This window comes from Acinetobacter sp. ANC_7634, assembly GCF_056779875.1.
This window is the reverse complement of sequence record NZ_JBWYIT010000008.1, coordinates 135,336-159,866: the sequence shown is the minus strand read 5'-3', so window position 1 is coordinate 159,866 and position 24,531 is coordinate 135,336. Positions and strand designations below refer to the sequence as shown.

General features: G+C 40.0%; 17 protein-coding genes. 13 read left to right on the top strand and 4 right to left on the bottom strand.

Going from position 1 to position 24,531, the window contains the following annotated elements; all coding sequences use genetic code 11:
• The 5 genes from AC1M9A_RS10000 to AC1M9A_RS09980 all read left to right on the top strand — a co-directional run.
• The coding region (locus tag AC1M9A_RS10000; RefSeq protein WP_481610125.1) for a type I secretion C-terminal target domain-containing protein at positions 1–3,335 on the top strand (3,335 nt) is incomplete at its 5' end.
• Positions 3,336–4,433: 1,098 nt separating this feature from the next.
• Positions 4,434–5,198, top strand: a complete 765-nt coding sequence (locus tag AC1M9A_RS09995) for an AraC family transcriptional regulator (RefSeq protein ID WP_481610124.1) — start codon at positions 4,434–4,436, stop codon at positions 5,196–5,198.
• A gap of 96 nt (positions 5,199–5,294) precedes the next feature.
• A complete protein-coding gene (gene leuA, locus AC1M9A_RS09990) occupies positions 5,295–6,992 on the top strand; it encodes a 2-isopropylmalate synthase (protein WP_481610123.1) in 1,698 nt (565 codons plus the stop codon).
• Between the two features lie 223 nt (positions 6,993–7,215).
• The gene (locus AC1M9A_RS09985; RefSeq protein WP_481596350.1) at positions 7,216–7,404 is read left to right on the top strand and encodes a helix-turn-helix domain-containing protein; all 189 of its coding nucleotides are present in this window, start codon (positions 7,216–7,218) and stop codon (positions 7,402–7,404) included.
• Between the two features lie 63 nt (positions 7,405–7,467).
• Entirely contained in the window at positions 7,468–8,094 is a 627-nt protein-coding gene (locus AC1M9A_RS09980; RefSeq protein ID WP_481610122.1) for an IS30 family transposase, read from the top strand.
• A gap of 130 nt (positions 8,095–8,224) precedes the next feature.
• Here AC1M9A_RS09980 and AC1M9A_RS09975 read toward each other — a convergent pair whose 3' ends face one another.
• The 3 genes from AC1M9A_RS09975 to AC1M9A_RS09965 all read right to left on the bottom strand — a co-directional run bounded on the left by AC1M9A_RS09975 (position 8,225) and on the right by AC1M9A_RS09965 (position 12,981).
• On the bottom strand, positions 8,225–9,508 hold the full coding sequence (locus AC1M9A_RS09975; protein ID WP_035267248.1) for a ribonucleotide-diphosphate reductase subunit beta: 1,284 nt from the start codon (positions 9,506–9,508) through the stop codon (positions 8,225–8,227).
• Between the two features lie 145 nt (positions 9,509–9,653).
• Positions 9,654–9,785, bottom strand: a complete 132-nt coding sequence (locus tag AC1M9A_RS09970) for a preprotein translocase subunit YajC (protein WP_481587302.1) — start codon at positions 9,783–9,785, stop codon at positions 9,654–9,656.
• Positions 9,786–10,155: 370 nt separating this feature from the next.
• Positions 10,156–12,981 carry a ribonucleoside-diphosphate reductase subunit alpha gene (locus AC1M9A_RS09965; RefSeq protein WP_481589064.1) on the bottom strand — a complete coding sequence of 942 codons (2,826 nt, stop codon included), beginning with the start codon at positions 12,979–12,981 and terminating at the stop codon, positions 10,156–10,158.
• 603 nt (positions 12,982–13,584) lie between these two features.
• On the opposite strand from AC1M9A_RS09965, the gene bfmR reads away from it, so the two are divergent.
• Both bfmR and bfmS read left to right on the top strand, forming a co-directional pair.
• Complete coding sequence (bfmR, locus tag AC1M9A_RS09960; protein WP_035267251.1) at positions 13,585–14,301, top strand: response regulator transcription factor BfmR; 717 nt, start codon at positions 13,585–13,587, stop codon at positions 14,299–14,301.
• Positions 14,302–14,348: 47 nt separating this feature from the next.
• Positions 14,349–15,998 carry a sensor histidine kinase BfmS gene (gene bfmS, locus AC1M9A_RS09955; protein ID WP_481610121.1) on the top strand — a complete coding sequence of 550 codons (1,650 nt, stop codon included), beginning with the start codon at positions 14,349–14,351 and terminating at the stop codon, positions 15,996–15,998.
• A gap of 54 nt (positions 15,999–16,052) precedes the next feature.
• On the opposite strand, the gene AC1M9A_RS09950 is transcribed toward bfmS, so the two are convergent.
• Positions 16,053–16,409 carry a hypothetical protein gene (locus AC1M9A_RS09950; RefSeq protein ID WP_092766947.1) on the bottom strand — a complete coding sequence of 119 codons (357 nt, stop codon included), beginning with the start codon at positions 16,407–16,409 and terminating at the stop codon, positions 16,053–16,055.
• 469 nt (positions 16,410–16,878) lie between these two features.
• Between AC1M9A_RS09950 and ndhC the strand changes: the two genes are divergently transcribed.
• The 6 genes from ndhC to nuoG all read left to right on the top strand — a co-directional run bounded on the left by ndhC (position 16,879) and on the right by nuoG (position 24,530).
• The gene (gene ndhC / locus AC1M9A_RS09945) at positions 16,879–17,427 is read left to right on the top strand and encodes an NADH-quinone oxidoreductase subunit A (protein WP_035267255.1); all 549 of its coding nucleotides are present in this window, start codon (positions 16,879–16,881) and stop codon (positions 17,425–17,427) included.
• A 6-nt stretch (positions 17,428–17,433) separates the two neighbouring features.
• Complete coding sequence (locus AC1M9A_RS09940; protein ID WP_035267257.1) at positions 17,434–18,114, top strand: NuoB/complex I 20 kDa subunit family protein; 681 nt, start codon at positions 17,434–17,436, stop codon at positions 18,112–18,114.
• Between the two features lie 88 nt (positions 18,115–18,202).
• Positions 18,203–19,990, top strand: a complete 1,788-nt coding sequence (nuoC, locus tag AC1M9A_RS09935; RefSeq protein ID WP_035267259.1) for an NADH-quinone oxidoreductase subunit C/D — start codon at positions 18,203–18,205, stop codon at positions 19,988–19,990.
• Between the two features lie 12 nt (positions 19,991–20,002).
• Positions 20,003–20,512, top strand: coding sequence for an NADH-quinone oxidoreductase subunit NuoE (gene nuoE / locus AC1M9A_RS09930; protein WP_035267260.1), 510 nt, complete (start codon positions 20,003–20,005; stop codon positions 20,510–20,512).
• On the top strand, positions 20,509–21,840 hold the full coding sequence (nuoF, locus tag AC1M9A_RS09925) for an NADH-quinone oxidoreductase subunit NuoF (protein WP_035267262.1): 1,332 nt from the start codon (positions 20,509–20,511) through the stop codon (positions 21,838–21,840). The genes nuoE and nuoF overlap by 4 nt, the downstream gene beginning before the upstream one ends.
• A gap of 11 nt (positions 21,841–21,851) precedes the next feature.
• Complete coding sequence (nuoG, locus tag AC1M9A_RS09920; RefSeq protein ID WP_035267264.1) at positions 21,852–24,530, top strand: NADH-quinone oxidoreductase subunit NuoG; 2,679 nt, start codon at positions 21,852–21,854, stop codon at positions 24,528–24,530.
• The last annotated feature ends 1 nt before the right edge of the window (position 24,531 follow it).

Here is a 24,531-nt window from a genome sequence, read left to right as displayed (position 1 = left end):
TCACTTTACCAGCAGTAAATGATGAAAACGAAGATGGCATAGCAGATGAGTACGAACAAGTATTGGCAGATGCCGAAGCAGCAGTAGAGGCAGCAGAAGCAGCATATGCTGCGGCAGAACAAGCGCTGATCGATGCAAATGCCAATGGCCTCATCACACCAACAGAACTTGCTGCATTGACTCAAGCACGTGATGATGCACTTGCTGCTAAAGAAGAAGCACAAACAAAAGTGACAGCGTTACCTGAGGCAGTACAAGCAGAAAAAGATGCGCTACAAGGTCGTTTGAATGATCTGGTTGATATCACTTTACCAACAGTAAATGATCAAAATGAAAATGATATTTCTGATGATATTGATACTTTACTAGCGGGGGTCGAAGCTTTAATAGAAAGTGCTGAAGAAGCTTATACAACGGCTGAAGAGGATTTAGCTGACGCCTTGCAAGACGGTACTGTAACACAGGCAGAGGCTGATAAATTGCAAGAGTCCCTAGAAGCTGCTCAGGCAGCAAAAACTCTTGCACAACAAGCATTAGACAATATTGATCAAACTTCAGACGCGATTGAAGCTGCAAAAGCTCTATTGCAAGAAAGAATAGATGATCTCGTAGATATTGAGGTACCTGAGCCATTTGCAACAGCGAATAATGATGTGCAATTGGTATTGGATATCACACCGACTGTAGATGTTAATGAAACACCAACAGAGCTTAACTCAACAGGATTTACAGTGGGTTCTGTTGGCTTAGGTCCAGTGTTAAATGCAAGTGTGCTTGAAAGCGTATTTAGCTCTTCAGTTTCCCTTTCAGTCGAAGAAGGCACCGAAAGAGATATTAGTTTCTATGCTGATGCTGGTGGTCTTACAGCAGGGACGATGAACTTATTTATGTATAAGTTAAATGAGTCAACTGGTGAATATGAATTAAAAGAAAAAATTGATAATTGGTATCTCGTTGTATTAGGTGGTGTGTCAGAAACGATAAGTCGTTCTTTAGATGAAGGAGAGTGGCTCATTGTATTAGGTAACGGCCAAGGGTTGTCAGCTGCTACGGGGTATACATTAAGATTTGAATCAGATGCTGTACGTGATTTTAATAATCCAGAAGCTGTGACAGGAACAATAAATGGTAATGTGATTACGGATCAGGATTATCAAAATGGTACAGATGTCGTCCCAGAGGGTAGTAAAATCAGTGGAGTTATTCATGGTGAAGATACCATTAATCAATTTACAGATGGTATTGCAACAATTAAAGGGGAGTATGGCACTTTAACTATCTCTGAAAATGGACAATATACATATACAGTAGATCCATTATTTAGAGATTACGGTGAAGTTGATCGTTTTGTATATGAGGTAACGGCACCAAATGGTGAAAAACGCACAGCTGAATTAAATATTGAATTAGTGCGTGTTGCCACAGATGAAAATGCCATCATTGATAATACAGTATTACTTGATGTTACTCCTGATTTAACTGAAACCACAGGCGAAGCATTAGGTATTTCAAATGCAGTCGCATTGAATTTACTTGATCTAGGTATTGCTGGTGATGTGTTGTCTGCAAGTGTAATTGGTACGGAAGGTGTCATGGACTTCACTGTTGAAGACGGTACTTTCCAAGAAATGACCTTTACCGGTTCCGCGGGCGGGGTAACGATACTTTCAACATTTAGTTTGGTTATCTATCGTTTAGATGAGAATACTGAACAGTTGGTTCAAGTACACGAAATTCCAAATTTTGTTCAAGTGCTCATTGGCGGTGGTGTTTCAACCCCGGTAACATTGAGTTTTGGTGAGGGTACTTACGTTGGTATTATCAAGCAAACTAGTGGTGTAAACGTAATTGGAGGAGCTTCAGCTCAAGTTACAGATGTCAATATTTACGATTATGCAAACCCAGAAACGATAACTGGATCAGTTCAAGGTGATGCGACTCCGATTACGACAGATAAATTAATATTGGTAAATAACACTGATGTGGTTGAAGGTGAAGCTTTAGTTGTACAGGGTCAATATGGCTCACTCAATATTAATACTGACGGTACTTATACCTACAATGTTACAGTTCCACAAAGCACAGTGGGTTGGACTCCACCATATGGTGAGATTGATCGTTTTGAGGTTGTAGTGGAACGAGCAGATGGTACAACTTACATTGAAGTTCTCAATATTAAGATTGATACCAATACAGTAGCTAACGATGCAGAAGTTGTAGAAGTTCAAGCTGCAAACTATTCAATGCTCAATGAATCTGTAGAATCTGGAATTATTGGATCTGCAAGTCGTACATTAGAATTTAAAGTTGAAGAAGGATCTTATATTAGTAGCTTAGATCTCCAAGGGAATATCACTCGTACTTTAACTAATGATAATCCTTCAATGAGTGTTGTGATTAATAAGGTGACTACTCAGCTTGTCAACGGCGTTGAACAGCAAGTGCTTGAACAAGTTTATACCGGAAATGTTAGTATTACATGGCCAGCTGGAACAATATTGAATCCTTCGACATCAACGACTTATGCCTCAGAAATTATTTTAGATGATGGCAAAGTGCTCGATGCAGGTGATTATGTTATTTCAATTAACACAACGAGTGGTACATTTAATTCAGTGAATGTATCTAGTGCATCAATTACTGGAATAATGGTCAATAATATTACTCCAACTGATACACCATTGCTTGAGGGTGATTTATTTGAAAATGATACAGCTATCGACCAAATTGATATTCTGAAAATTGGATCTAAAGAGCTTTATGTAAATGATCCAGCTAAAGGTGGTCAAGAGTTCACAGTTCAAGGTAAGCACGGTGTCCTTACTGTGTTCAAAGATGGCACCTATGAGTATCAACCATCAGGTTTAAGTGGAGGTCTTGAAACATTCACCTATACAACAGTTTCTAAAGCGGGAACATCACAATCTGCAACACTTGAAATTAATGTTTCGATGACGTTAACTGGAAGTGATGAGGCAGATACCGTACAAGCATCTGCTTCAATCGATACTTTTACTCTTGGTGAAGGTGCTGATACAGTCCTTTATGATGTGCTCAATCAAGCTCAACATACCGAAAGTCCAGATATTTGGACTGACTTTAATCAAGCTGAAGGTGATCGAGTTGATATTTCTGCTTTATTAAAAGATCAGAATGTTACATCGTCTAACATTGGTGAATTTGTAACGATCAAACAAGATGGTGCAAATACGGTGATTAGTGTTGATACTGATGGGGCTAAAACGAAATATAACCCAACTGAGCTTATTGTTCTGCAAAATACAGATAGCAGTCTTTATGCGATCGATGATCTGTTAAAATATAATCAAATTTAATTAAACAAATGAAAAGAGGTCTTTCGAGACCTCTTTTTATTTTTAAAAATGTGAAATCAAAAGTAATTGGTATAAAAAAAATAAAATTCTAATAATTTGAATAAATTAATTTTTGAAGAACAAAAATTTTATTTGTTATTTCGTCATTTGAAAAATATTCTAATAAAATAAAATTCATTATGGAGACGCGATTGCAACAAAAAAATCATATCCAAGCACCATTTTATAGAGCTTTATGTGTTAGTTATCAGGGGTAGACTTAATCATAAAAAAATGTTGTTTAGGATTTATTGATAATAAAAAATGGTAATGATTCAAAAAATTAAATTCCTACTCCAAAGAGATTTTCATCTCTATATTTAGACCTGTTTTTTGAACGTTATTAAATAGAATATAGAAATAAACACTCGCTCCATTAAAAAAAAGTTAACCTTGCTCATTTTTATTTGTATTTTCAGGTGGCTAGTATGGGGGGAGTAGTAATTTCTAATTTTATAACTCGATATGTATTGCACAATTAGGTTATATAAATCATTTTGCCTGAGTTCGAAGAATAATCCGCTCATTACTCATTATTCACATTGGATTTAAAGGAGTACTTGCATAATTCGATATTCTTAAATTGGTTGAAAACTCAGTGCTTTAACTTTGATTGATTTTGATGCTTAAATAAACATGTGAATATGAAAATTTTTAATCTGAAAATTTAACACTGCTATTTGTTTTTATTCTTGAACCATACTAGACCTGCTTGAGTAAAAAAAATAAAAGAGCCATATAAGGCTCTTTTATTTTTAGATACAATAACGTGCGTCACGCGACACATAAGTTGTCATTTTGCTAAGTGTAAATCAATAAGTTAACGATCGTTGCGACACATAATGACATTTTTAGCGACACAACCTATGTCATTTTTTGGATAAAACGACACAACCTGTGTCATTTTACGAAAATAGTTCTTAGACTAAGAAAACTATAACAATTACTTTAATCTATTCATATATCAGGCATTAAGTTAACTACAAAGCTTCCTATAAATATTTTTTATTTCTCGATCATCTATAAAATATGAATTCGAGCATTAAGGAGATACATCTCATGCATTATTCTCATGGTCAGCTTAGTTATCCAGTCTATGCTTATGCACAGTCGTATGCTCATGGTTATGTAGAAGGGACTCATCAACATGACAGAATCCAGTTACTACATACTCTTTCTGGAGTCATTCATGTTCGAACGTCAGAAGGAATATGGGTCATCCCTCCATCTAAAGGTATTTGGATACCTGAAAACAAAAAACATTCAATCAAGATATTTGGTAATGTGGAAGCCCGAGGAATATTTGTTGATCCCTTTGCCCGTGCTGATTTCAATACGCAATGTAGTGTTGTTGCTATTCCAAAACTTCTGTCAGAACTTATTAATCAGGCTGTACAGATAAATGAAGAAATCTTACCTCATACTAGAAACGAACGGCTTTTGGAACTCATATTAGATGAGTTACGCTTTTTAGAAGAAATTCCATTTCAGTTGCCAGAAGCAAAGTCAGAGATACTCAAAGAAATTTGTGAAAATATCAAAGCAGATCTCTCCGGAACCAACCATTTAGAGATGGTTGCCGAACAGCATGCTTTTAGCTCTAAAACACTTTCAAGACTTTTCCAGAAAGAACTCAATATGAATTTTAGTGTATGGCTGAAGCAAGCAAAATTGCTGCAAGCCTTGACTGATTTGGAAATGAGAAAGCCAATACTCAATATCGCTTTAGATTTAGGCTATGAGAGTCCTAGTGCTTTCTCCTATATGTTTAAAAGACAAATGGGAATGACGCCTACAGAATATATAAAGAAAAAATCAGATTAGATTTTGTCTTTTTCTAGATGGTATTTGTCTTTAAATCGAAAGAAAGACAAAAAATGATGATTCATGATGATGTGATTAAAGTCATAGGATCACATCATGTTAACTCATCCTCAAAATAAATATCGTCCATTCGATTTTTCCGATTTTACTGATAGAACATGGCCAAGTAAAAAAATTACTCACCCTCCTGTTTGGTGTTCAACCGATTTAAGAGACGGTAATCAGGCATTGGCCAATCCTATGGATCACGATAGGAAACTTAAATTTTTCCAAATGCTTGTTGAATGTGGATTCAAGCAAATTGAGGTTGCGTTCCCTGCGGCATCAGAAACTGATTTTAATTTTGTTCGTTACCTCATCGAACATGATCAGATTCCAAATGATGTTTGTATCCAGGTTATGACTCAAGCCCGACCAGACCTAATTGAAAGAACCTTTGAGTCTCTGATGGGAGCAAAGCAAGCGATTGTTCATGTTTACAATGCCACGGCAGAAGTATTCCGCAGAATTGTCTTTCAAAAGTCTAAACAGGAAATTATTGAACTAGCCGTTGCTTCAACACAACAGGTGAAATCTCTATGTAAGCAATATCCAGCAACTAAATGGACTTATGAATATTCTCCGGAGACTTTTTGCTTTACCGAAATTGAGTTTGCGCTAGAAATTTGTGAAGCCGTAGCTGAAGTTTGGGCTCCAAGTCCTAAAAATCCAATGATTATTAATTTGCCCACTACCGTTGAAGTCAGTACACCTAATATTTTCGCCGATCAGATTGAATTTTTTTGTAAAAATTTTACTAAACGAGAACAGGTTTGTATCAGTGTGCACCCTCATAATGATAGGGGAACAGGCGTTGCAACTGCTGAATTAGCATTACTTGCAGGTGCAGACCGTGTTGAGGGCTGTCTATTTGGTAATGGTGAACGTACAGGGAACGTTGATCTTGTGAATATTGCTTTGAATATGTACACACAAGGCATTTATCCTGAACTTGATTTTTCTGACATCAAGAAAGTGGCAGAGATCGTGAAAGAATGTAATGAACTTCCGATTCACCCAAGGCATCCTTATGTAGGTGAATTAGTATTTACAGCTTTTTCAGGTAGTCATCAGGATGCAATTAAAAAGGGTTTTAAAGCGAGAAATGTTCAAGATCATTCATTTTGGGAAGTTCCATATCTGCCTATAGATCCAGCTGATTTAGGGTGCAGTTATGAGGCTGTAATTCGTGTAAATAGTCAATCTGGTAAAAGTGGTGCCGCTTGGATATTGCAGCAAAATCATGGCATAGATTTACCACTAAAGTTACAAAAAGATTTTAGCCAAATCGTGCAAAAGATGACGGATAACAATAAGAAAGAGTTATCTCATGCTGAAATTTGGACAGTATTTAGAACGGAATATGGTATAAACGCTAATGAAGATAATTTTGAACTTGTAAGTTATCAATCGGATAAAAAAGATGATGTTTATGAAGTCAAACTATATATTGAGTTACATGGTGAGATTATCAATCTAGTAGGTTGTGGAAATGGATTATTATCTGCCTCAGTCAATGCTTTAAATAAGAAATGGCCTTGTAAAATAACGATTGCTGAGTATTCAGAACATACTTTAGGGAAGCAGAGTAGTAGCCGGTCTATTAGTTATATTCGTTGTATAGACTACAGTGGAAATACGTATTGGGGAATTGCAATTGATACTGATATTGCTTCCGCATCTATCCAAGCACTATTGAATGCATTTTCTAGGTCGTATAAGTTGAATTATTTAGAAAAATTACAATTAATATGACTACAGTGATTAGGCAGGTGACTATATAGTGTTATTTTTTAAAGCAGAGATTTATATTTCTAATCGGTATGTGGTACTAAGGAAAAAAAACATTCACAATAAAATTTTTGAATGATTAAGTTATTGGAAGGAAGTAAGACGATTTAGCATTTTGCTTCCGACCATCCAAAGTCAAAATTGCTTCATGAACTATACTCATCTTACCTAAGAAGAAAGATATCAGATTTATATATTATTACGTGAAGGTTTTTTTAAACATTATATCGCTTGGAGACTCAATCGGTCACCTTCAACTATTTCTAGAGAAATTAAACGTAATCGAGCGAGAAATGGTTACTTCCCTACACATGCTAATACACTCGCTCGAAGACGCCATTGTTCCAATTCTAAAATAATCCCTTGTGAAATATAGGCACAAGTTATCTCTTATCTTCAATGGAGTCCTGAACAGATCGCTTCTCGTGTTTCAGTCAGTTTGCATTCAATTTATCGCTTCATTCGGCAGGATAGAAATAAGGGTGGCACACTCTTTCACAACCTACGTTTCAGAAATCAAAGGAAACGAAAGTACGGCTTTCATGAAACCCGTAGATGCATTCATAATAGACCTATTGAGATTGAGCATCGGACTCGCTTTGGTGATCTGGAAATAAACACGATTGTAGGTAAGAACTATCAGCAATCCTTGGTCTCGATTGTAGATCGCAAGACAGGTTATCTATGGCTCAAAAAGTGTAGCTCACGAAAGGCAGAAGAAGTTTGCCAAACAACTATCCGTCTATTTGAGCCGATCAAAGATCATCTCAAAACAATCAACGCAAATAATGGTAAGGAGTTCAGCCTGCATGAGTATACTGCTCAAGAATTAGATATAGACTGGTGTTTTGCTGATCTTTATAATGCTTGGCAACGAGGCACAAATGAAAATACCAATGGTCTAATCAGGCAATACCTTAAAAAAGGGAGTGATTTAAATATCTATACGGATGAATACATCTCAGAAATCACTCAACGTTTGAATCATCGGCTAAGAAAAGACTCGGCTTTAAAAATCCGAGTCAAGTATCATGGCAACAACATGGTGTTGCACTTCAAATGTTAATCTAAGAATCTTAAAACTTAACCCTGCTATTTTATTTTTTTTATTCTTGAACATACTAAACCTGCTTGAGTATAAAAAATAAAAGAGCCATATAAGGCTCTTTTATTTTTAGATACAATAGCGTGATGCATTACCAGCTTAACGCACCACCAGTTTGATAGTCTGTTACGCGAGTTTCGAAGAAATTCTTCTCTTTACGTAAGTCCATCATTTCTGACATCCACTGGAATGGATTGTTCACACCAGCAAATTGCTCAGGTAAACCTAATTGAGCTAAACGACGGTTTGCGATGAACTTCAAGTATTCTTCCATCATTGCAGCATTCATACCTAATACACCGCGTGGCATTGTGTCACGTGCATATTCGATTTCAAGCATTGTACCTTCAAGAATCATCTGAATGATTTCTTCTTGGAACTCAGCAGTCCACAAATGAGGGTTCTCAATCTTGATTTGGTTAATCATATCGATACCAAAGTTCAAGTGCATTGACTCATCACGTAAGATGTACTGGAATTGCTCAGCAACACCATTCATCTTGTTACGACGACCCATTGACAAGATTTGAGAGAAACCACAGTAGAAGAAAATACCTTCAAGAACACAGTAGAATGCGATCAAGTTGCGAAGCAAGATTTGATCTGTTTCAGGTGTGCCTGTTTTGAATGTTGGATCACTTAATTCTTGAGTGTATTTCAAGCCCCATGCAGCTTTACGCGCAACTGATGGAACTTCGCGGTACATGTTGAAGACTTCGCCTTCATCCATACCTAAAGATTCGATGCAATATTGGTAAGCATGCGTGTGAATCGCTTCTTCAAATGATTGACGCAAGATGTACTGACGGCATTCAGGGTTAGTAATGTGTCGGTAAATCGCAAGAACCAAATTATTTGCAACCAACGAATCGGCAGTAGAGAAGAAGCCTAAAGAACGCATCACGATGGTACGCTCATCTTCAGTTAAGCCATCCTCTGACTTCCAAAGTGCGATATCGTGGTTCATGTTAACTTCTTGTGGCATCCAGTGGTTTGCACAACCATCGAGATATTTTTGCCAAGCCCATTCGTATTTGAATGGAACAAGTTGGTTCAAGTCAGCGCGACAGTTGATCATTGCTTTATCATCAACTTGAACACGTTGAGCGCCCATTTCTAACTCTTCAAGACCTGGAGCAACGTCCAAATGTTCTAAGGCGTTAGATGCTCTTGCCAACGGATCGGCTGAATTTGTTGTTCCGTTTGAACTGGTTCGAGCGGGTTGTGCAGCTGCCACACGCGTCGGTTCGTTGCGTGCATCAGATACCACTTGTGGATTAGGCGCTTTTTGCGGTTCGATGGGCGCAGACTGCTGTGCTTGTGCAGTTTGTTTCGGTTCATCATCTTCGAAATCGTCCCAACTGAGGATAGACATATCAATTCTCTCTACGTTGCTTATATCTTTTATTCAGACATCTCAACGTGAGACATCCTACTATACGCTTATATTGTGTAAGCAAAATTAAGTTTTGCCGATGTATGTACTCAATTTGTTCGTTTGAGTAGATTGAATTTCTGCACTACTTATTTTGCTTACGCTTCTGTTGTTTGCGAATGGCTAAAAAGGCATAGACCATCGGGGTGTAGAAAAAAATAAAGGCAAAGACCAGTACCGCAAGTCCTAACATATAGTTATGGGTCATATGGTGCATGGTCTTTTCCTTATACGTTTATCTATTTTTGTGCTCAGTTTCGTAATAGTGATTATGGTTAATATTGTAAGTGACATTCTGGACAGAAGAATGGCCTAAGCTATTTGAGCCATTTTGTGTGTTCTGTACCAGAGAGTCATTGCTAATATTTTTGGTTTGGGAGTTTGATAAGTAAAATCCTCCACCAATTCCAGTTAATCCTAAAACAAGACTGAAAATAGATGTTCTTAATCTATTCATTTGCTTTCTCTAAAGAAAGCATGCTGAAAGTCATTACATCTAAACCAATACAACTATTCAGACATCTGACTCAAAACATGCTGTCATGTTGATTATCATCTTTATCTCAATGTAGCTGTATAAGCTTAAATTACTGACAAGCTTCACAATCAGGATTGTCAATTGAACATGCCATTGGCACTGGCGCTGCTTGTTCGAAGCCTTCTTCTGACGCTGCTGCTTCAGGTTTAGCTTCTTGAGCAACTGCTGCTACTGGTGCTGCAACTGTCGCAGGTTTAACTGCGTTTAATGCACCTGTGTTAATCGTAGATTTCTCAGCAGATGTCGCACCTAATGCACGAAGGTAATAAGTCGTCTTAAGACCACGTAACCATGCCATCTTATACGTGATGTCCAATTTCTTACCGTTTGCACCAGAGATGTAAAGGTTAAGAGATTGTGCTTGGTCGATCCATTTTTGACGACGTGATGCAGCATCAACAATCCAGCGTGCTTCAACTTCAAATGCTGTCGCGAAAATTGCTTTTAACTCTTCAGGAATACGCGCAATTTTTTGTACTGAACCTTCGAAATGTTTCAGGTCATTGACCATCACAGAATCCCAAAGACCACGTTCTTTTAATGCACGAACGAGGTAAGGGTTGATGACAGTGAACTCACCAGACAAGTTCGATTTCACATATAAGTTTTGGAATGTTGGCTCAATAGATTGAGATACACCACAAATATTTGAAATGGTTGCAGTCGGTGCAATGGCCATCACGTTCGAGTTACGCATACCATCTTTTTGGACTTTGGCACGTAACGTGTCCCAATCCAAACGTTGTGTGCGATCGACTTCAAACATACGTTCTGGGCGAGATTTCGCAACGAGCTCAAGAGAGTCAATTGGTAAAATACCTTGATCCCACAATGAACCTTTAAATGTTTCATACGTACCACGTTCAACCGCCAAATCGCTTGAAGTTTGAATCGCGTAGTAAGAAATCACTTCCATAGACTCATCTGCAAACTCAACCGCAGCATCAGAACCGTAAGCAATCTTCATTTCGTATAGTGCATCTTGGAAGCCCATGATACCCATACCCACTGGACGGTGTTTCAAGTTTGAATTACGCGCTTGTGGAACTGCATAGTAGTTAATGTCGATGACGTTATCGAGCATACGAACTGCAGTTTTAATCGTGCGAGCAAGTTTTTCACGGTCTAATTGACCACCTTGAACGTGTTGAACAAGGTTGATTGAACCCAAGTTACATACCGCAATTTCATCTTTGCTTGTGTTCAATGTAATTTCAGTACACAAGTTAGAAGAGTGCACCACACCTACGTGTTGTTGCGGTGAACGTAAGTTACATACGTCTTTGAATGTGATCCACGGGTGACCTGTTTCAAATAACATTGATAACATTTTGCGCCATAAGTCTTTCGCACGGACTTTCTTATGCAGCATGTCTGTTTCTTTCGCAATGCTTTCGTAGTAAGCATAACGTTCTGCGAATTCAGCACCCGTTAAATCATGAAGATCTGGTGTTTCAGACGGTGTGAAGAGTGTCCATTCAGCATCTTCAAATACACGTTGCATGAACAAATCTGGAACCCAGTTTGCAGTGTTCATATCGTGTGTACGACGGCGGTCATCACCCGTGTTCTTACGAAGCTCTAGGAATTCTTCGATATCCAAGTGCCAAGTTTCAAGATATGCACATACCGCACCTTTACGCTTACCACCTTGGTTAACTGCAACTGCTGTATCGTTCGCTACTTTAAGGAATGGAACAACACCTTGCGATTTACCGTTAGTACCTTTGATGTATGAGTTCAAGGCACGAACTGGTGTCCAGTCATTACCTAAACCGCCTGCCCATTTAGACAACATTGCGTTATCACGCATAGCGCCATAAATATCGAACAAGTCGTCATCAATCGTTGTTAAATAACAGCTTGATAACTGAGGACGTAATGTACCTGAGTTAAATAGAGTCGGCGTAGATGCCATGTAATCGAAGCTAGAAAGTAAGTTATAGAATTCGATTGCACGATCTTCACGGTTGTCTTCATTGAGCGACAAGCCCATAGAAACACGCATGAAGAATAATTGTGGTAATTCGAAGCGTACGCCATCAGAGTGGATGAAGTAACGGTCAAATAATGTTTGAAGACCTAAATATGTAAATTGATTAGAGCGTTCTGGTTTAATCGCAGCCGCTAATTTTACAAGGTCAAAATTTAATAATTCTGGAGAAAGAAGCTCTAGCTCAACACCTTTTTTCAAGAAGGTTTCAAGCGCATCATTTTCAAGCGTGTCTTTAGATAGACCAAGAAACTCAAGACCGGTTGCAACTAAGTTGTCACGCAACAAACGTGCAGTGACATACGTATAGTTTGGTTCTTGTTCAATACGTGTACGTGTCGCCATCATCATCGTTGTAGAGATGTCTGATGCTTTAACACCGTTGTATAGGTTTTTTACAGTTTCATCGATGATCGCTTGAACATCAATGCCTTCTAAGCCTTCGCTAGCTTTTTCAATCTTTGCTTGTAAACGACTCAAATCTAATGGTTGGAGCTGACCATTTTGACCTGTGATCTGAAGAGTAGGGTGATGATGAGCACCTAACTCTTTACGCGCTTCAGCACGTTGTTCACGATAGATCACGTATGCACGTGCCACTTTTTGTTCACCTGTGCGCATTAAAGCTAATTCAACTTGATCTTGAATTTCTTCAATATGAATCGTGCCACCTGAAGGTAAACGACGCTTAAACGTGTTCATCACCATCTCAGTCAGCTGAGTAATACGATCGTGAATTCTGCTCGAATCTGCACTTGGTTGACCTTCAACAGCCAAAAATGCTTTACCAATTGCTACAGAGATTTTATCTGCATCAAAAGTGGCAACATCACCAGTGCGTTTAATCACTTGAAGTTGACCAGGGGTTGTATTAGCGCTCATTTCAGCGTCGCTCCATTCTCATCATTTTTATGCTTATGGACCATTTGAATCGGATACAAACTCAAAAAATGAGCTATCGCGATATTTGAGGGTAAACACAAGACTTAGTGGTTTAATGTAAATTAAGACACAAGATACGGTAAATTTCAGGGTAGATCAATATTGACATTTTGATAATTTTTTTTCTGAGTTTAACACTCAAATTTCCCTATACTTTTTCCATGTTCCGCCATTTTGTTATGTAGTCAGCGTCACAGGGTGCTAAGCATAACAGAGACTTTTTAGAGTGCTTATAGATAAGTTTGTGGATAACTCTGAAAGTGCAAATTGCTTCTCGAAAATAATTTTTTTGAAATATTTTGTTTAAAATATCATCAAATTGATTTGTGTTTGAAAGTTTAAAGTTGATTGAAAATATTGATCGACTTGGCAAAACTATCTATTTATCAATAGTTAATAAAAAGATAACAAAAGACTACGCTCGTGTATCAGTTTCGTGAACAGGCTCTTGTTTACAATGTAAACGTGTGTATATTGCAAAACATATCGATGTAAATCTGTGAATTTTAATCAGCAGATATCGTAACAATATAGGGGCATTCTATGAGCCAAGAAGAAAAGTTACCAAAGATTTTGATCGTTGAAGATGACGAGCGTCTTGCGCGTTTAACGCAAGAGTATTTAATTCGTAATGGATTAGAAGTTGGGGTAGAACCAGACGGTAATCGTGCAATCCGTCGTATTATCGCAGAGCAACCAGATATGGTGGTGCTGGATGTTATGCTTCCTGGTGCTGATGGTCTCACCGTATGTCGTGAGGTTCGGCCACATTATCATCAACCAATTTTAATGTTGACTGCACGTACTGAAGACATGGATCAAGTATTAGGTCTTGAAATGGGTGCAGATGATTATGTTGCGAAACCAGTTCAGCCACGTGTTCTATTAGCGCGTATTCGTGCTTTGCTTCGTCGTACAGACAAAACACCAGAGGATGAAGTTGCTCAACGTATCGAATTTGATGATTTAGTGATTGATAATGGTGGTCGTTCTGTAACCTTAAACGGTGAGCTTGTAGATTTCACAAGTGCAGAATATGACTTATTATGGTTGTTGGCATCTAATGCTGGTCGTATCCTTTCACGTGAAGACATTTTTGAGCGTCTACGCGGTATTGAATATGATGGTCAAGACCGCTCAATTGATGTTCGTATTTCTCGTATCCGTCCAAAAATTGGTGATGATCCTGAAAATCCTAAACGTATTAAAACAGTGCGTAGCAAAGGATATTTATTCGTTAAAGAAACCAACGGGATGTAATCACATCCCCGCGGTAATGCCCTCAATCCTCAGAAGGTCATACCTTAGTGTCTAAACACAGTATATTCCTGCGTATCTACGCAGGTCTCGTCATTTTGGTGGTGCTGGTTGCCATATTTGGTTATTTGCTTGTGCAAATCATCAACTATCAACGCGCGCAGGAATACCGTGAGTCATTGACTGATGGGATTTCGTACGTCATTAGCGAGGGTGTTTCAAGACAACAAACCATGCAACAAAGAATGGATTGGATATCAGATGCATCTGATTTGCTCGAACTTCCAATCTATTATCTAGAATCGAATAAAGTCGAACTTTCACGCACCGAAAAATACCGTTTAGAAAAGCGCAAAGCAGTGGTGCGGTATGACGCCAAAGAAAGTATTGCTTATGTCATTATTGGTTTAATAGATGACCCTGAGCATTTACTTTATGTAAAAGTGGATAATATCGGTGAGCGTCAAATGAAGGCCTTACCAATCTTTGTATGGGAATACTTGGTTTATTATCCAGGGCAGGAAAGGGAATATCTTGCAAAAATTAAGCAACACTTTTCTTATGATTTAAGCATTCAAAATCTTTCTGATCTCAATTTAGATTCCGAGCAAATTGGTCGTTTACGTGCGGATCAAGGGGTTATCCTGTATCAGGATAGCGCTAGCATTCGTGGTACTACGATTTCTGTCATTTCTCCAATGACGAATTCGTCTGGTGACGTATTGGTGATGGGACCAGTGCCAATGTTCAATTGGATGCCATTCCAATTGGCGGCAGGGATTACTTTGCTGAGTATGTTTATTTTGTCGCTTGGTGTGTATGGTCTGATTGTCCCAATGCAACGCAAGTTGAAGCAAGTTAACTCAGCCTTAAATGTTATGCAAAAAGGGGATATGTCCGTTCGCGTTCCTGTCGAAGGATATGATGAGTTAGCACATTTGGCAGCCAGCTATAACAGTATGTCAGATCATATACAGCGTTTGATCGAAGCTCAGCGAGAGTTAATGAGAGCTGTATCACATGAGCTGCGAACGCCAGTAGCACGTATTCGCTTTGGTATGGAAATGTTGGTTGATGAAGAGGATTATGAGTATCGTCAGCAACAAGTAGAAATGATTGATAAAGACATTGAGGCTTTAAATACCCTCATTGATGAAATCATGACCTATGCTAAGCTTGAGCAAGGCATGCCTTCTATTGATTTTGAGGAAATTCGACTATACGAAGTGCTTGAGCAAGTCGCTATTGAAACTAAATCATTAAAAACCAATAAAAATATTCAATTACATTTGCCATCACAAGCTTTGGTGGTGGATGCTGAACGCCGTTATTTACATCGTGTAGTACAAAACTTAGTCGGAAATGCGATCCGATACTGCGATGATACAGTGCTGATCACTGGTGGAATTGATGCTCAGGGAATGGCGTATATTTCAGTTGAAGATGATGGTCCGGGGATTCCAGAAGAGGATCGTAAGCGAGTCTTTGAAGCTTTTGCTCGCTTGGATGATAGTCGTACACGTGCCTCAGGCGGATATGGTTTAGGCTTGTCTATTGTAAGTCGAATCGCTTATTGGTTTGGCGGTTCGATTCAAGTGGATCAAAGTCCTAAAATGGGCGGTGCACGATTTACTATGCAATGGCCAGCTAAAAGATTTAAAAAGAAGAAGATTGTTCAAACCAGTCAAACATCAGAATAAAGCAAGAATTAAAAAAGCGCGATTAAGCGCTTTTTTTATATTTTATATTGCTTTTTATTGGTAATTATTGGCATTCGGTTCAATAATGCGTTTTCCTTGTTTAAGTGCATTTAAGGCATCGGCATTGAAATCGATCAGTAAACTGTTATTGGTTGCATCAATATGATAATTGCTAATCAGTTTTTGATCCCCGTGAATGGTCTCAACTGTATATTCATCTGCGATGTTGAGAATAGCATCAAGATTAGTGGTTGTAGAGGCGAGGTCTTGGCGGAAAATTTGATAAATATCGCGTAAATCAAAAATAGCATTCGTTGCATCAGGATGTTTTTTGATATAGCTGTCTAAATGATGGACGATCAACTGAGCAAATAAAAAATAGTTAGGTTTGTGTGTGAATTCTAGACTCATAGATCTTCTCCTTATTATTTAATTGAGCATATAACGAAAATCAGCACGATTTGTATAAAGTTAATTAAAACATTGTAAGCAATTAAAATTTAAAACTTTTAAAATAGAATAAATCAAAATTAATTGAGCCATATTGGTGCAAAAAAAGCTGACCTAACACGAATGGTAAAACTAAAAAAGTGATAGTGTCTGGATTGACGCCGCTTGAATTTTTTGAATGATTATTCGGAAAAAATAATCAGTTTTATCACCTTGATAACTTTCTACGATTAAATAAGGTTTTATTGACTTTAATCACCATGAAATCTGGAAAAAGGGCAAAATTCATCCTAAAGACTTAGAGGGATTGGCTAGCAACAGAAATCATAAATCAGGTACAATTGGCGGGATTAATTTTGTGTTTGGTGTATTTGAAGGCCAATACATACATTCTTTGTTAATAAATAGGCCTGCCAGGAGTTATCCCCGCATGAGTGCCATTACTCCATACGATTGGGCAATAATTGCCTTCGTGATCGGCGTTACATTTTTATGCGTCTTTATGCTCACTGTCCCGCTACTCCTAGGGGGTAAATCGTGGGGACGTGCTAAGCAAGAGCAGTTCGAGTCAGGCGTAGTTAGTGCTGGTGGAGCACGAATTCGTCTATCTGCAAAATTCTATTTGGTTGCAATCTTCTTCGTTGTGTTTGACTTAGAAGCGCTCTATCTCTATGCATGGGCTGCGTCAGTTCGTGAAGTGGGTTGGATCGGTTTTGCAGCAGCAGCTGTATTTATTTTAGTTTTACTCGTTGGCTTGATTTATGAGTTGTCTACTGGTGCATTAAATTGGGCGCCATCTGATAAGCGTAAAGCAGCAGGGATTAAACCTAAAATTGGTTCGCCAAATATGGATCTCGCAGAAATTACTCGCTTCAACTCAATTGAGGAGTTGGTGGTTGACCCTACAGGTCAAATTCCAGCGCAATCATCTGGTCGTGTAAAAGCTTCGCCAACGACTACATCATCTGATAAGGAGTAATACGGGATGAAATATACATTAACCCGTGCGAATCCGGATGCTGATCAGTATCCACTTCAAGAGCGTATCGTTGTAGAAGATCCGCTTCTACAAGAAGAAGTGAATAAGAATGTGTTCATGACTCGTTTAGAGGATTTGGCGCATACAGCAGTAAACTGGGGTCGTAAAAACTCAGTTTGGCCGTTCAACTTTGGTACATCTTGCTGCTACGTAGAGTATGCAACGACTTTAACAGGCGTGCATGACTTGTCACGTTTTGGTGCCGAAGTAATTCGTGCTTCACCACGTCAAGCGGACTTGATGATTGTAGCGGGTACATGCTTCGTCAAGATGGCACCTGTAATTCAACGCCTTTATGAGCAAATGTTAGAACCTAAATGGGTGATCTCAATGGGTGCATGCGCAAACTCTGGCGGTATGTATGACATTTACTCGGTTGTACAAGGTGTCGATAAAATCATTCCAGTGGATGTGTATATTCCAGGTTGCCCACCGCGTCCTGAAGCATTAATCCAAGCGTTGATGTTATTGCAAGACCAAATTCAATTAGAGCGTCGTCCGCTTTCTGCGGTGATCGGTGATGATCTTAAGCCAGTTTATAAGCCAAAGATGCAGCCTGAACGTGACCGTAAGAATGCTGAACGTATTGCAGTAAAACACTTACGCTCTATGGATGAAATTAAATAATCTTAACGGCAAATAATATTGATGCACCCGCTTGGGTGTAATTGTCGTTTTGGTTGAATGAATTTGTATTAAATAGGAAGCCAAGCCAATGGCTGAAACTGACATTGCTATGCCAGAATCAACTCCAGTTGATTCACGCCCAGCATTTGCAATTGTAGAAGAGCTCAAAACCAAGTTTGGTGAGAATTTCTACGTGCAAACGACTTTTGAAGACTTTCCAACAGTCTGGGTTGAGCGCTCACGTGTACAAGACGTATTAATGTTCTTGCGTACAGTGTCACGTCCTTACGTGATGTTGTTTGACTTGTCAGCGGTAGATGAGCGTTTACGTACTCACCGCGATGGGTTACCTGCGTCTGACTTCACTGTGTTCTATCACTTGTTGTCACTAGAGCGTAATACGGATATTCGTATTAAAGTTGCGTTGAATGAGTCTGATCTCAATATTCCAACAGCAACCAACATTTGGCCAAATGCCAACTGGTACGAACGTGAAGCTTACGATATGTTCGGCATTAACTTCGAAGGGCATCCAATGCTCCGTCGTATTTTATTGCCAACGTATTGGGAAGGTCATCCGTTGCGTAAAGAATATTCTGCACGTGCGACTGAATACACACCTTATCGTCAGAACCAAGCGAAACAAGATTTCGAACAAGAGCATTTACGTTTTGTACCTGAAGATTGGGGTCTAAAACGCGGTAATGCTGATGAAGACTTCATGTTCTTGAACTTGGGTCCTAACCATCCATCTGCGCATGGTGCATTCCGTGTGATCTTGCAGTTAGATGGCGAAGAAGTGAAAGACTGTGTGCCTGATATCGGTTATCACCACCGTGGTGTGGAAAAGATGGCTGAACGTCAAACTTGGCATTCATTCATTCCGTATACTGACCGTGTTGACTACTTAGGTGGTTGTGCGCAAAACATGCCTTATGTGATGGGTGTGGAGCAGATGGCAGGGATCACTGTGCCAGAACGTGCGCAATGTATTCGTGTCATGATGTCGGAACTATTCCGTATTAATAACCACTTGCTTTATATCGGTACAGCGATTCAGGATGCCGGCGGTATGACCCCAGTATTCTATATGTTCGCCGATCGTCAAAAGATCTATGACGCGATTGAAGCAATCACGGGTTACCGTATGCACCCAGCATGGTTCCGTATCGGTGGTACTGCACACGATCTTCCAAACAACTGGCAACATTTGATCCGTGAAATTTTGGATTGGATGCCTAAACGTTTGAAGGAATATCATACTGCAGCACTTAAAAACTCGGTATTTGAAGGTCGTACCCGTAATGTTGCGCAATACGATGCAAAATCTGCATTGGCATGGGGGGTAACAGGTACAGGTTTACGTGCAACAGGTATTGATTTTGACGTACGTAAATATCGTCCATATAGCGGTTATGAAAATTACGACTTCGAAGTGCCTGTAGAATACGAAGGCGATGCATATGCACGTGTGATCGTTCACTACCGTGAAATCGAACAATCTTTAAAAATCATCAAACAGTGCTTGGATAACATGCCATCTGGTCCTTATAAAGCGGATCACCCATTGGCTGTTCCACCACCGAAAGATAAGACACTACAAGACATTGAAACTTTGATTACGCACTTCTTAAGCGTGTCATGGGGTCCTGTCATGCCAGCAGGTGAAGCATCTGTTATGGCGGAAGTGGTAAAAGGTGCATCGAACTACTACTTGACTTCAGACAAGTCAACGATGAGTTACCGTACCCGTATTCGTACACCAACCTTCACGCACTTACAGCAAATTCCTTCTGTAATTAACGGCAGTCTTGTATCTGACTTAATCATTTATTTAGCGACGATTGATGTCGTAATGGCTGACGTGGATCGCTAAGGGGTACGCATTATGATGATTTTGACTGATAAAAAGCCACGTGTGAATGTCGAAGGGATTTTGACTGCGGAAGAAATCCACGAAATCGAGCATCACATTGGCCATTACCCATACCCACGTGCGGCATGTTTAGATGCACTTAAATGTGTTCAACGTCGTAATGGTTGGGTGGATGATGCGCAAATGAATGCGATTGCGCAGATGTTGTCAATGAGCCTTGCTGATTTGGAAGGTGTGGCAACATTCTATAACCGTATTTACCGCCAGCCAGTAGGTCGCAACGTAATTTTGCTTTGTGATTCTATTGCTTGCTTCTTGATGGGTGCAGAAACTTTAGCAGAAGCATTCCAACGCGAACTCGGAATTTCATTTGGTCAAACGACTGCTGATGGTCGTTTTACTTTGCTCCCGATTTGCTGTTTAGGAAACTGTGATAAGGGTCCAACCTTGATGATTAATGAAGATACTCACGGTCTAGTAGAAGTTTCTTCAGTGAAACAGTTATTGGAGAAGTATGTATGAATACTGAACCAAAACCGATTTATGGCGACGGTAACCCAGAAACTCACCCATTAACATGGCGTTTGAGCAAGCAAGAATTTGTTCATAGTGTAGAAGACTATGAATCTCTTGAAGGGTATGAGGGTTTCAAGAAAGCACTCACAATGCCGCCTAAAGATGTATTGGAAATCATTAAAGCAGCGACTGTGAAAGGTCGTGGTGGTGCTGGTTTCCCTGCAGGGATTAAATGGTCGCTCATGGCACCAAATGACAATTCAGGTCCTCGTTACTTGATTTGTAATGCCGATGAGATGGAACCAGGTACATTCAAAGACCGTCTGTTGATGGAAAAACTTCCTCATCAATTGATCGAAGGGATGTTAATTGCAGGTTATACACTTGAAGCAACCCATGGTTATATTTTTATCCGTGGTGAATACATCGAAGCTGCGAAGTATTTGAACCAAGCTTTAGAGCAAATTCGTGCCAAAGGTTACTTGGGTGAAAACATCCTCGGTTCTGGCTGGAACTTTGAACTACATGTGCACACTGGTGCGGGTCGTTATATCTGTGGTGAAGAAACTGCATTGATTAACTCGCTTGAAGGTCGCCGTGCAAATCCACGTACAAAACCACCATTCCCGCAAGTTGCAGGTGCTTGGGGTCGTCCTACGATTGTGAACAACGTAGAGACTTACAATAACTTACCAGCAATTATGCTGCGTGGTCCTGAGTGGTATATCAATTTATCTGCAGGTAAGTCGAAAGATCCTGGCACAAAAATTTATGGTGCATCAGGTAAAGTGAAATTCCCTGGTCTTTGGGAGCTTCCATTTGGTACAACTGCACGTGAAGTGATTGAAGAACATGCGGGTGGTATGCGTGATGGCTTAAAGCTTAAAGCATGGTTACCAGGTGGTGCATCAACTGACTTTTTGGCAGCTGAACACATCGATCTTCCAATGGATGCGGAAAGCATCATGAAAGCAGGTTCGCGTTTAGGTACGTGTTTGCTTATGGTGGTTGATGAAACTCAATGTATGGTTTCAGCAACACGTAACTTAGAAGAATTCTTTGCGCGTGAATCATGTGGTTTCTGTACACCATGTCGTGATGGTTTACCTTGGGCGGTGAAAGCGCTTAAAGCACTTGAAGATGGTACAGGCAAGAAAGAAGACATCGATCATTTGCAAGAGCTTACACGTAAGCTTTGGATTGGTAAGACTTTCTGTGCTCACGCTCCTGGTGCTATGGAACCACTCATGGGTGCACTCAAATATTTCCGTGGCGAATTTGAAGCAAAAGTGGTGAATGCCGCTGCTCAAGTTAGCAACGTAGAACAAGCTTAAGGAATTCGACTATGGCTACAATTCATGTCGATGGCAAATCGTATGAAGTCAATGGCTCAGAGAACTTGCTACAAGCATGCTTGTCTTTGGGTATTGATATCCCGTACTTTTGTTGGCATCCATCCTTAGGTTCTGTCGGTTCTTGCCGTCAATGTGCTGTAACTCAATACGCGAATCCAGAAGATACTCGCGGTCGTTTAGTTATGTCATGTATGACACCTGCAGCTGACAATACCTACATCTCGATTGAAGACAAAGAAGCAAAAGATTTCCGTGCATCTATTGTTGAATTCTTGATGACGAACCACCCACATGACTGTCCAGTCTGTGAGGAAGGTGGTCATTGTCACCTTCAAGATATGACTGTGATGACACAACATGACCGTCGTCGTTACCGTTTCACGAAACGTACGCATTACAACCAAGAACTTGGTTCGTTTATTGCGCACGAGATGAACCGTTGTATCGCATGTTACCGTTGTGTTCGTTACTATAAAGACTACGCAGGTGGCACAGACTTCGGTGTGTATGCAAACGCTTCACGTGTTTATTTTGGTCGTCCAGAATCAGGTACTTTAGAGTCTGAGTTCTCGGGTAACTTAACTGAAGTATGTCCGACGGGCGTATTCACAGACAAAACACACTCTGCACGTTATAACCGTAAATGGGACATGCAGTATGCGCCAAGCGTCTGCCAAGGCTGTTCTTCAGGTTGTAACATCTCTCCGGGTGAGCGTTATGGTGAATTACGTCGTGTAGAAAACCGTTTTAACGGTGAAGTCAACCAATACTTCCTGTGCGATAAAGGCCGTTTCGGTACGGGTTATGTGAACCGTGAAGACCGTCCACGTCAACCGCAATTCCGTTCAGGTAGCAATGTAGAGACTGTTTCAGTTGATACAGCGTTAGACACCGTGATTGAGAAAATCCAAGGCAAAAAAGTATTGGGTATTGGTTCTCCACGTGCATCTCTTGAGTCTAACTTTGCGCTTCGTGAATTGGTTGGACAAGCAAACTATTCAACAGGTATGTCTCAAAAAGAGCAAAACTTGGTTGAACTTGCTGCATCAATTATGCAAACCGAGGGTGTATATAACCCAGGTATGCGTGAAATTGAAAGCTACGATGCTGTCTTAATTCTCGGTGAAGATTTAACACAAACTGCACCACGTATGGCATTGTCAGTACGTCAAGCTGCGAAGAACAAAGCCAAAGAAATGGCTGCAGAACGCCGTACACAAGAATGGTTGGCTGAGCCAGTACAACGTATTGCTCAAGACGAAAAATCACCAATTTATATCTTGGCTGCGACTCAAACACGTTTATCTGACGTAGCTACTGGTGAAGTCGTTGCTTCTCCAAATGATATCGCACGTTTAGGTTTTGCTGTTGCTGCCGCGGTGAAAGGTGAAAGTATTACCGGTTTAGAAGAAGATGCAAAAGCATTTGCTCAAACCATTGCTGACACTTTAAAAGCTGCAAAAAAACCATTGATTATCTCTGGTACAAGCTTGCAAGAAGCTGCAATTATGGAAGCTGCTGCACAAGTTGCACAGAATCTGGGTAATGCGGGTCTAACTTTGACTGTTCCTGAAGTGAACTCAATGGGCTTAGCAATCTTTGGCGGTAACAGCCTTGAGCAAGCATTTGCACAAGACTATGACACTGTCGTGATTGTAGAAAACGACCTTTATCGTCGTTTACCTGCAGTGCAAGTAGATGCTGCTTTGTCTGGTAAAGACGTGATCGTGCTTGACCATTCAGAAACTGAAACGGTGAAAAGAGCGAATATCGTTCTTTCTGCAGCGAGCTTTGCTGAAGGTGATGGTACTGTGGTATCTCAAGAAGGTCGTGCACAACGTTTCTATCAAGTATATGACCCAAGTTACTACAAACCAGAACTTGCGATCAAAGAATCTTGGCGTTGGTTACATGCCATTGAAACTGGCGTGAAAGGCAAAGCAATTTCTTGGACTGTGCTTGATGATGTCATCGAATCAGTTGCTAAGAATGTACCTGCGCTTGAAGCGATTCAAGATGTAGCACCAGATGCAGGATTCCGTGTCCATGGTCTTAAAGTGGCACGTGAACCACGTCGTTACTCTGGTCGTACTTCACTTCGTGCGCCGTTATCTGTCCATGAGCCTAAACAACCAACTGATCAAGACTCTGCATTAACATTCTCTATGGAAGGTTATGTCGGGAACCAAACGCCGTCAGCGTTAGTTCCATTTGCATGGTCAGCAGGTTGGAACTCACCACAAGCTTGGAATAAGTTCCAAGAATCAGTGGGCGGTTCTTTAAAAGGTGGTGATTCAGGTATTCGTTTATTTGATCGCCTTGCGAAATTACCAGCACGCACATACGTTGCACCAGCACCAGTTCTTGTAAATGCTGAGAGTTTCCGCCTTGTTCCAATGCATCATATTTTTGGATCTGGTGAATTCACAGTGAAAACACCTGCAATGGAGTCTCGTATTCCAGAAGCGGTATTTGCAGTGGGTGAGCAAGATGCAGCGCGCTTGAATGTGAAAGATGGCCAAAACATTACTGTGAAAGCAGGTGAGGCTTCGATCGTTCTTCCTGTTCAAGTCATTGAATATTTACCTACAGGTTATATTGGTTACCCAATTGGTCTCGCGCCAACGGTATCGTTAGCTGAGCCTGTATCAGTCGCGGTAGGAGCATAAT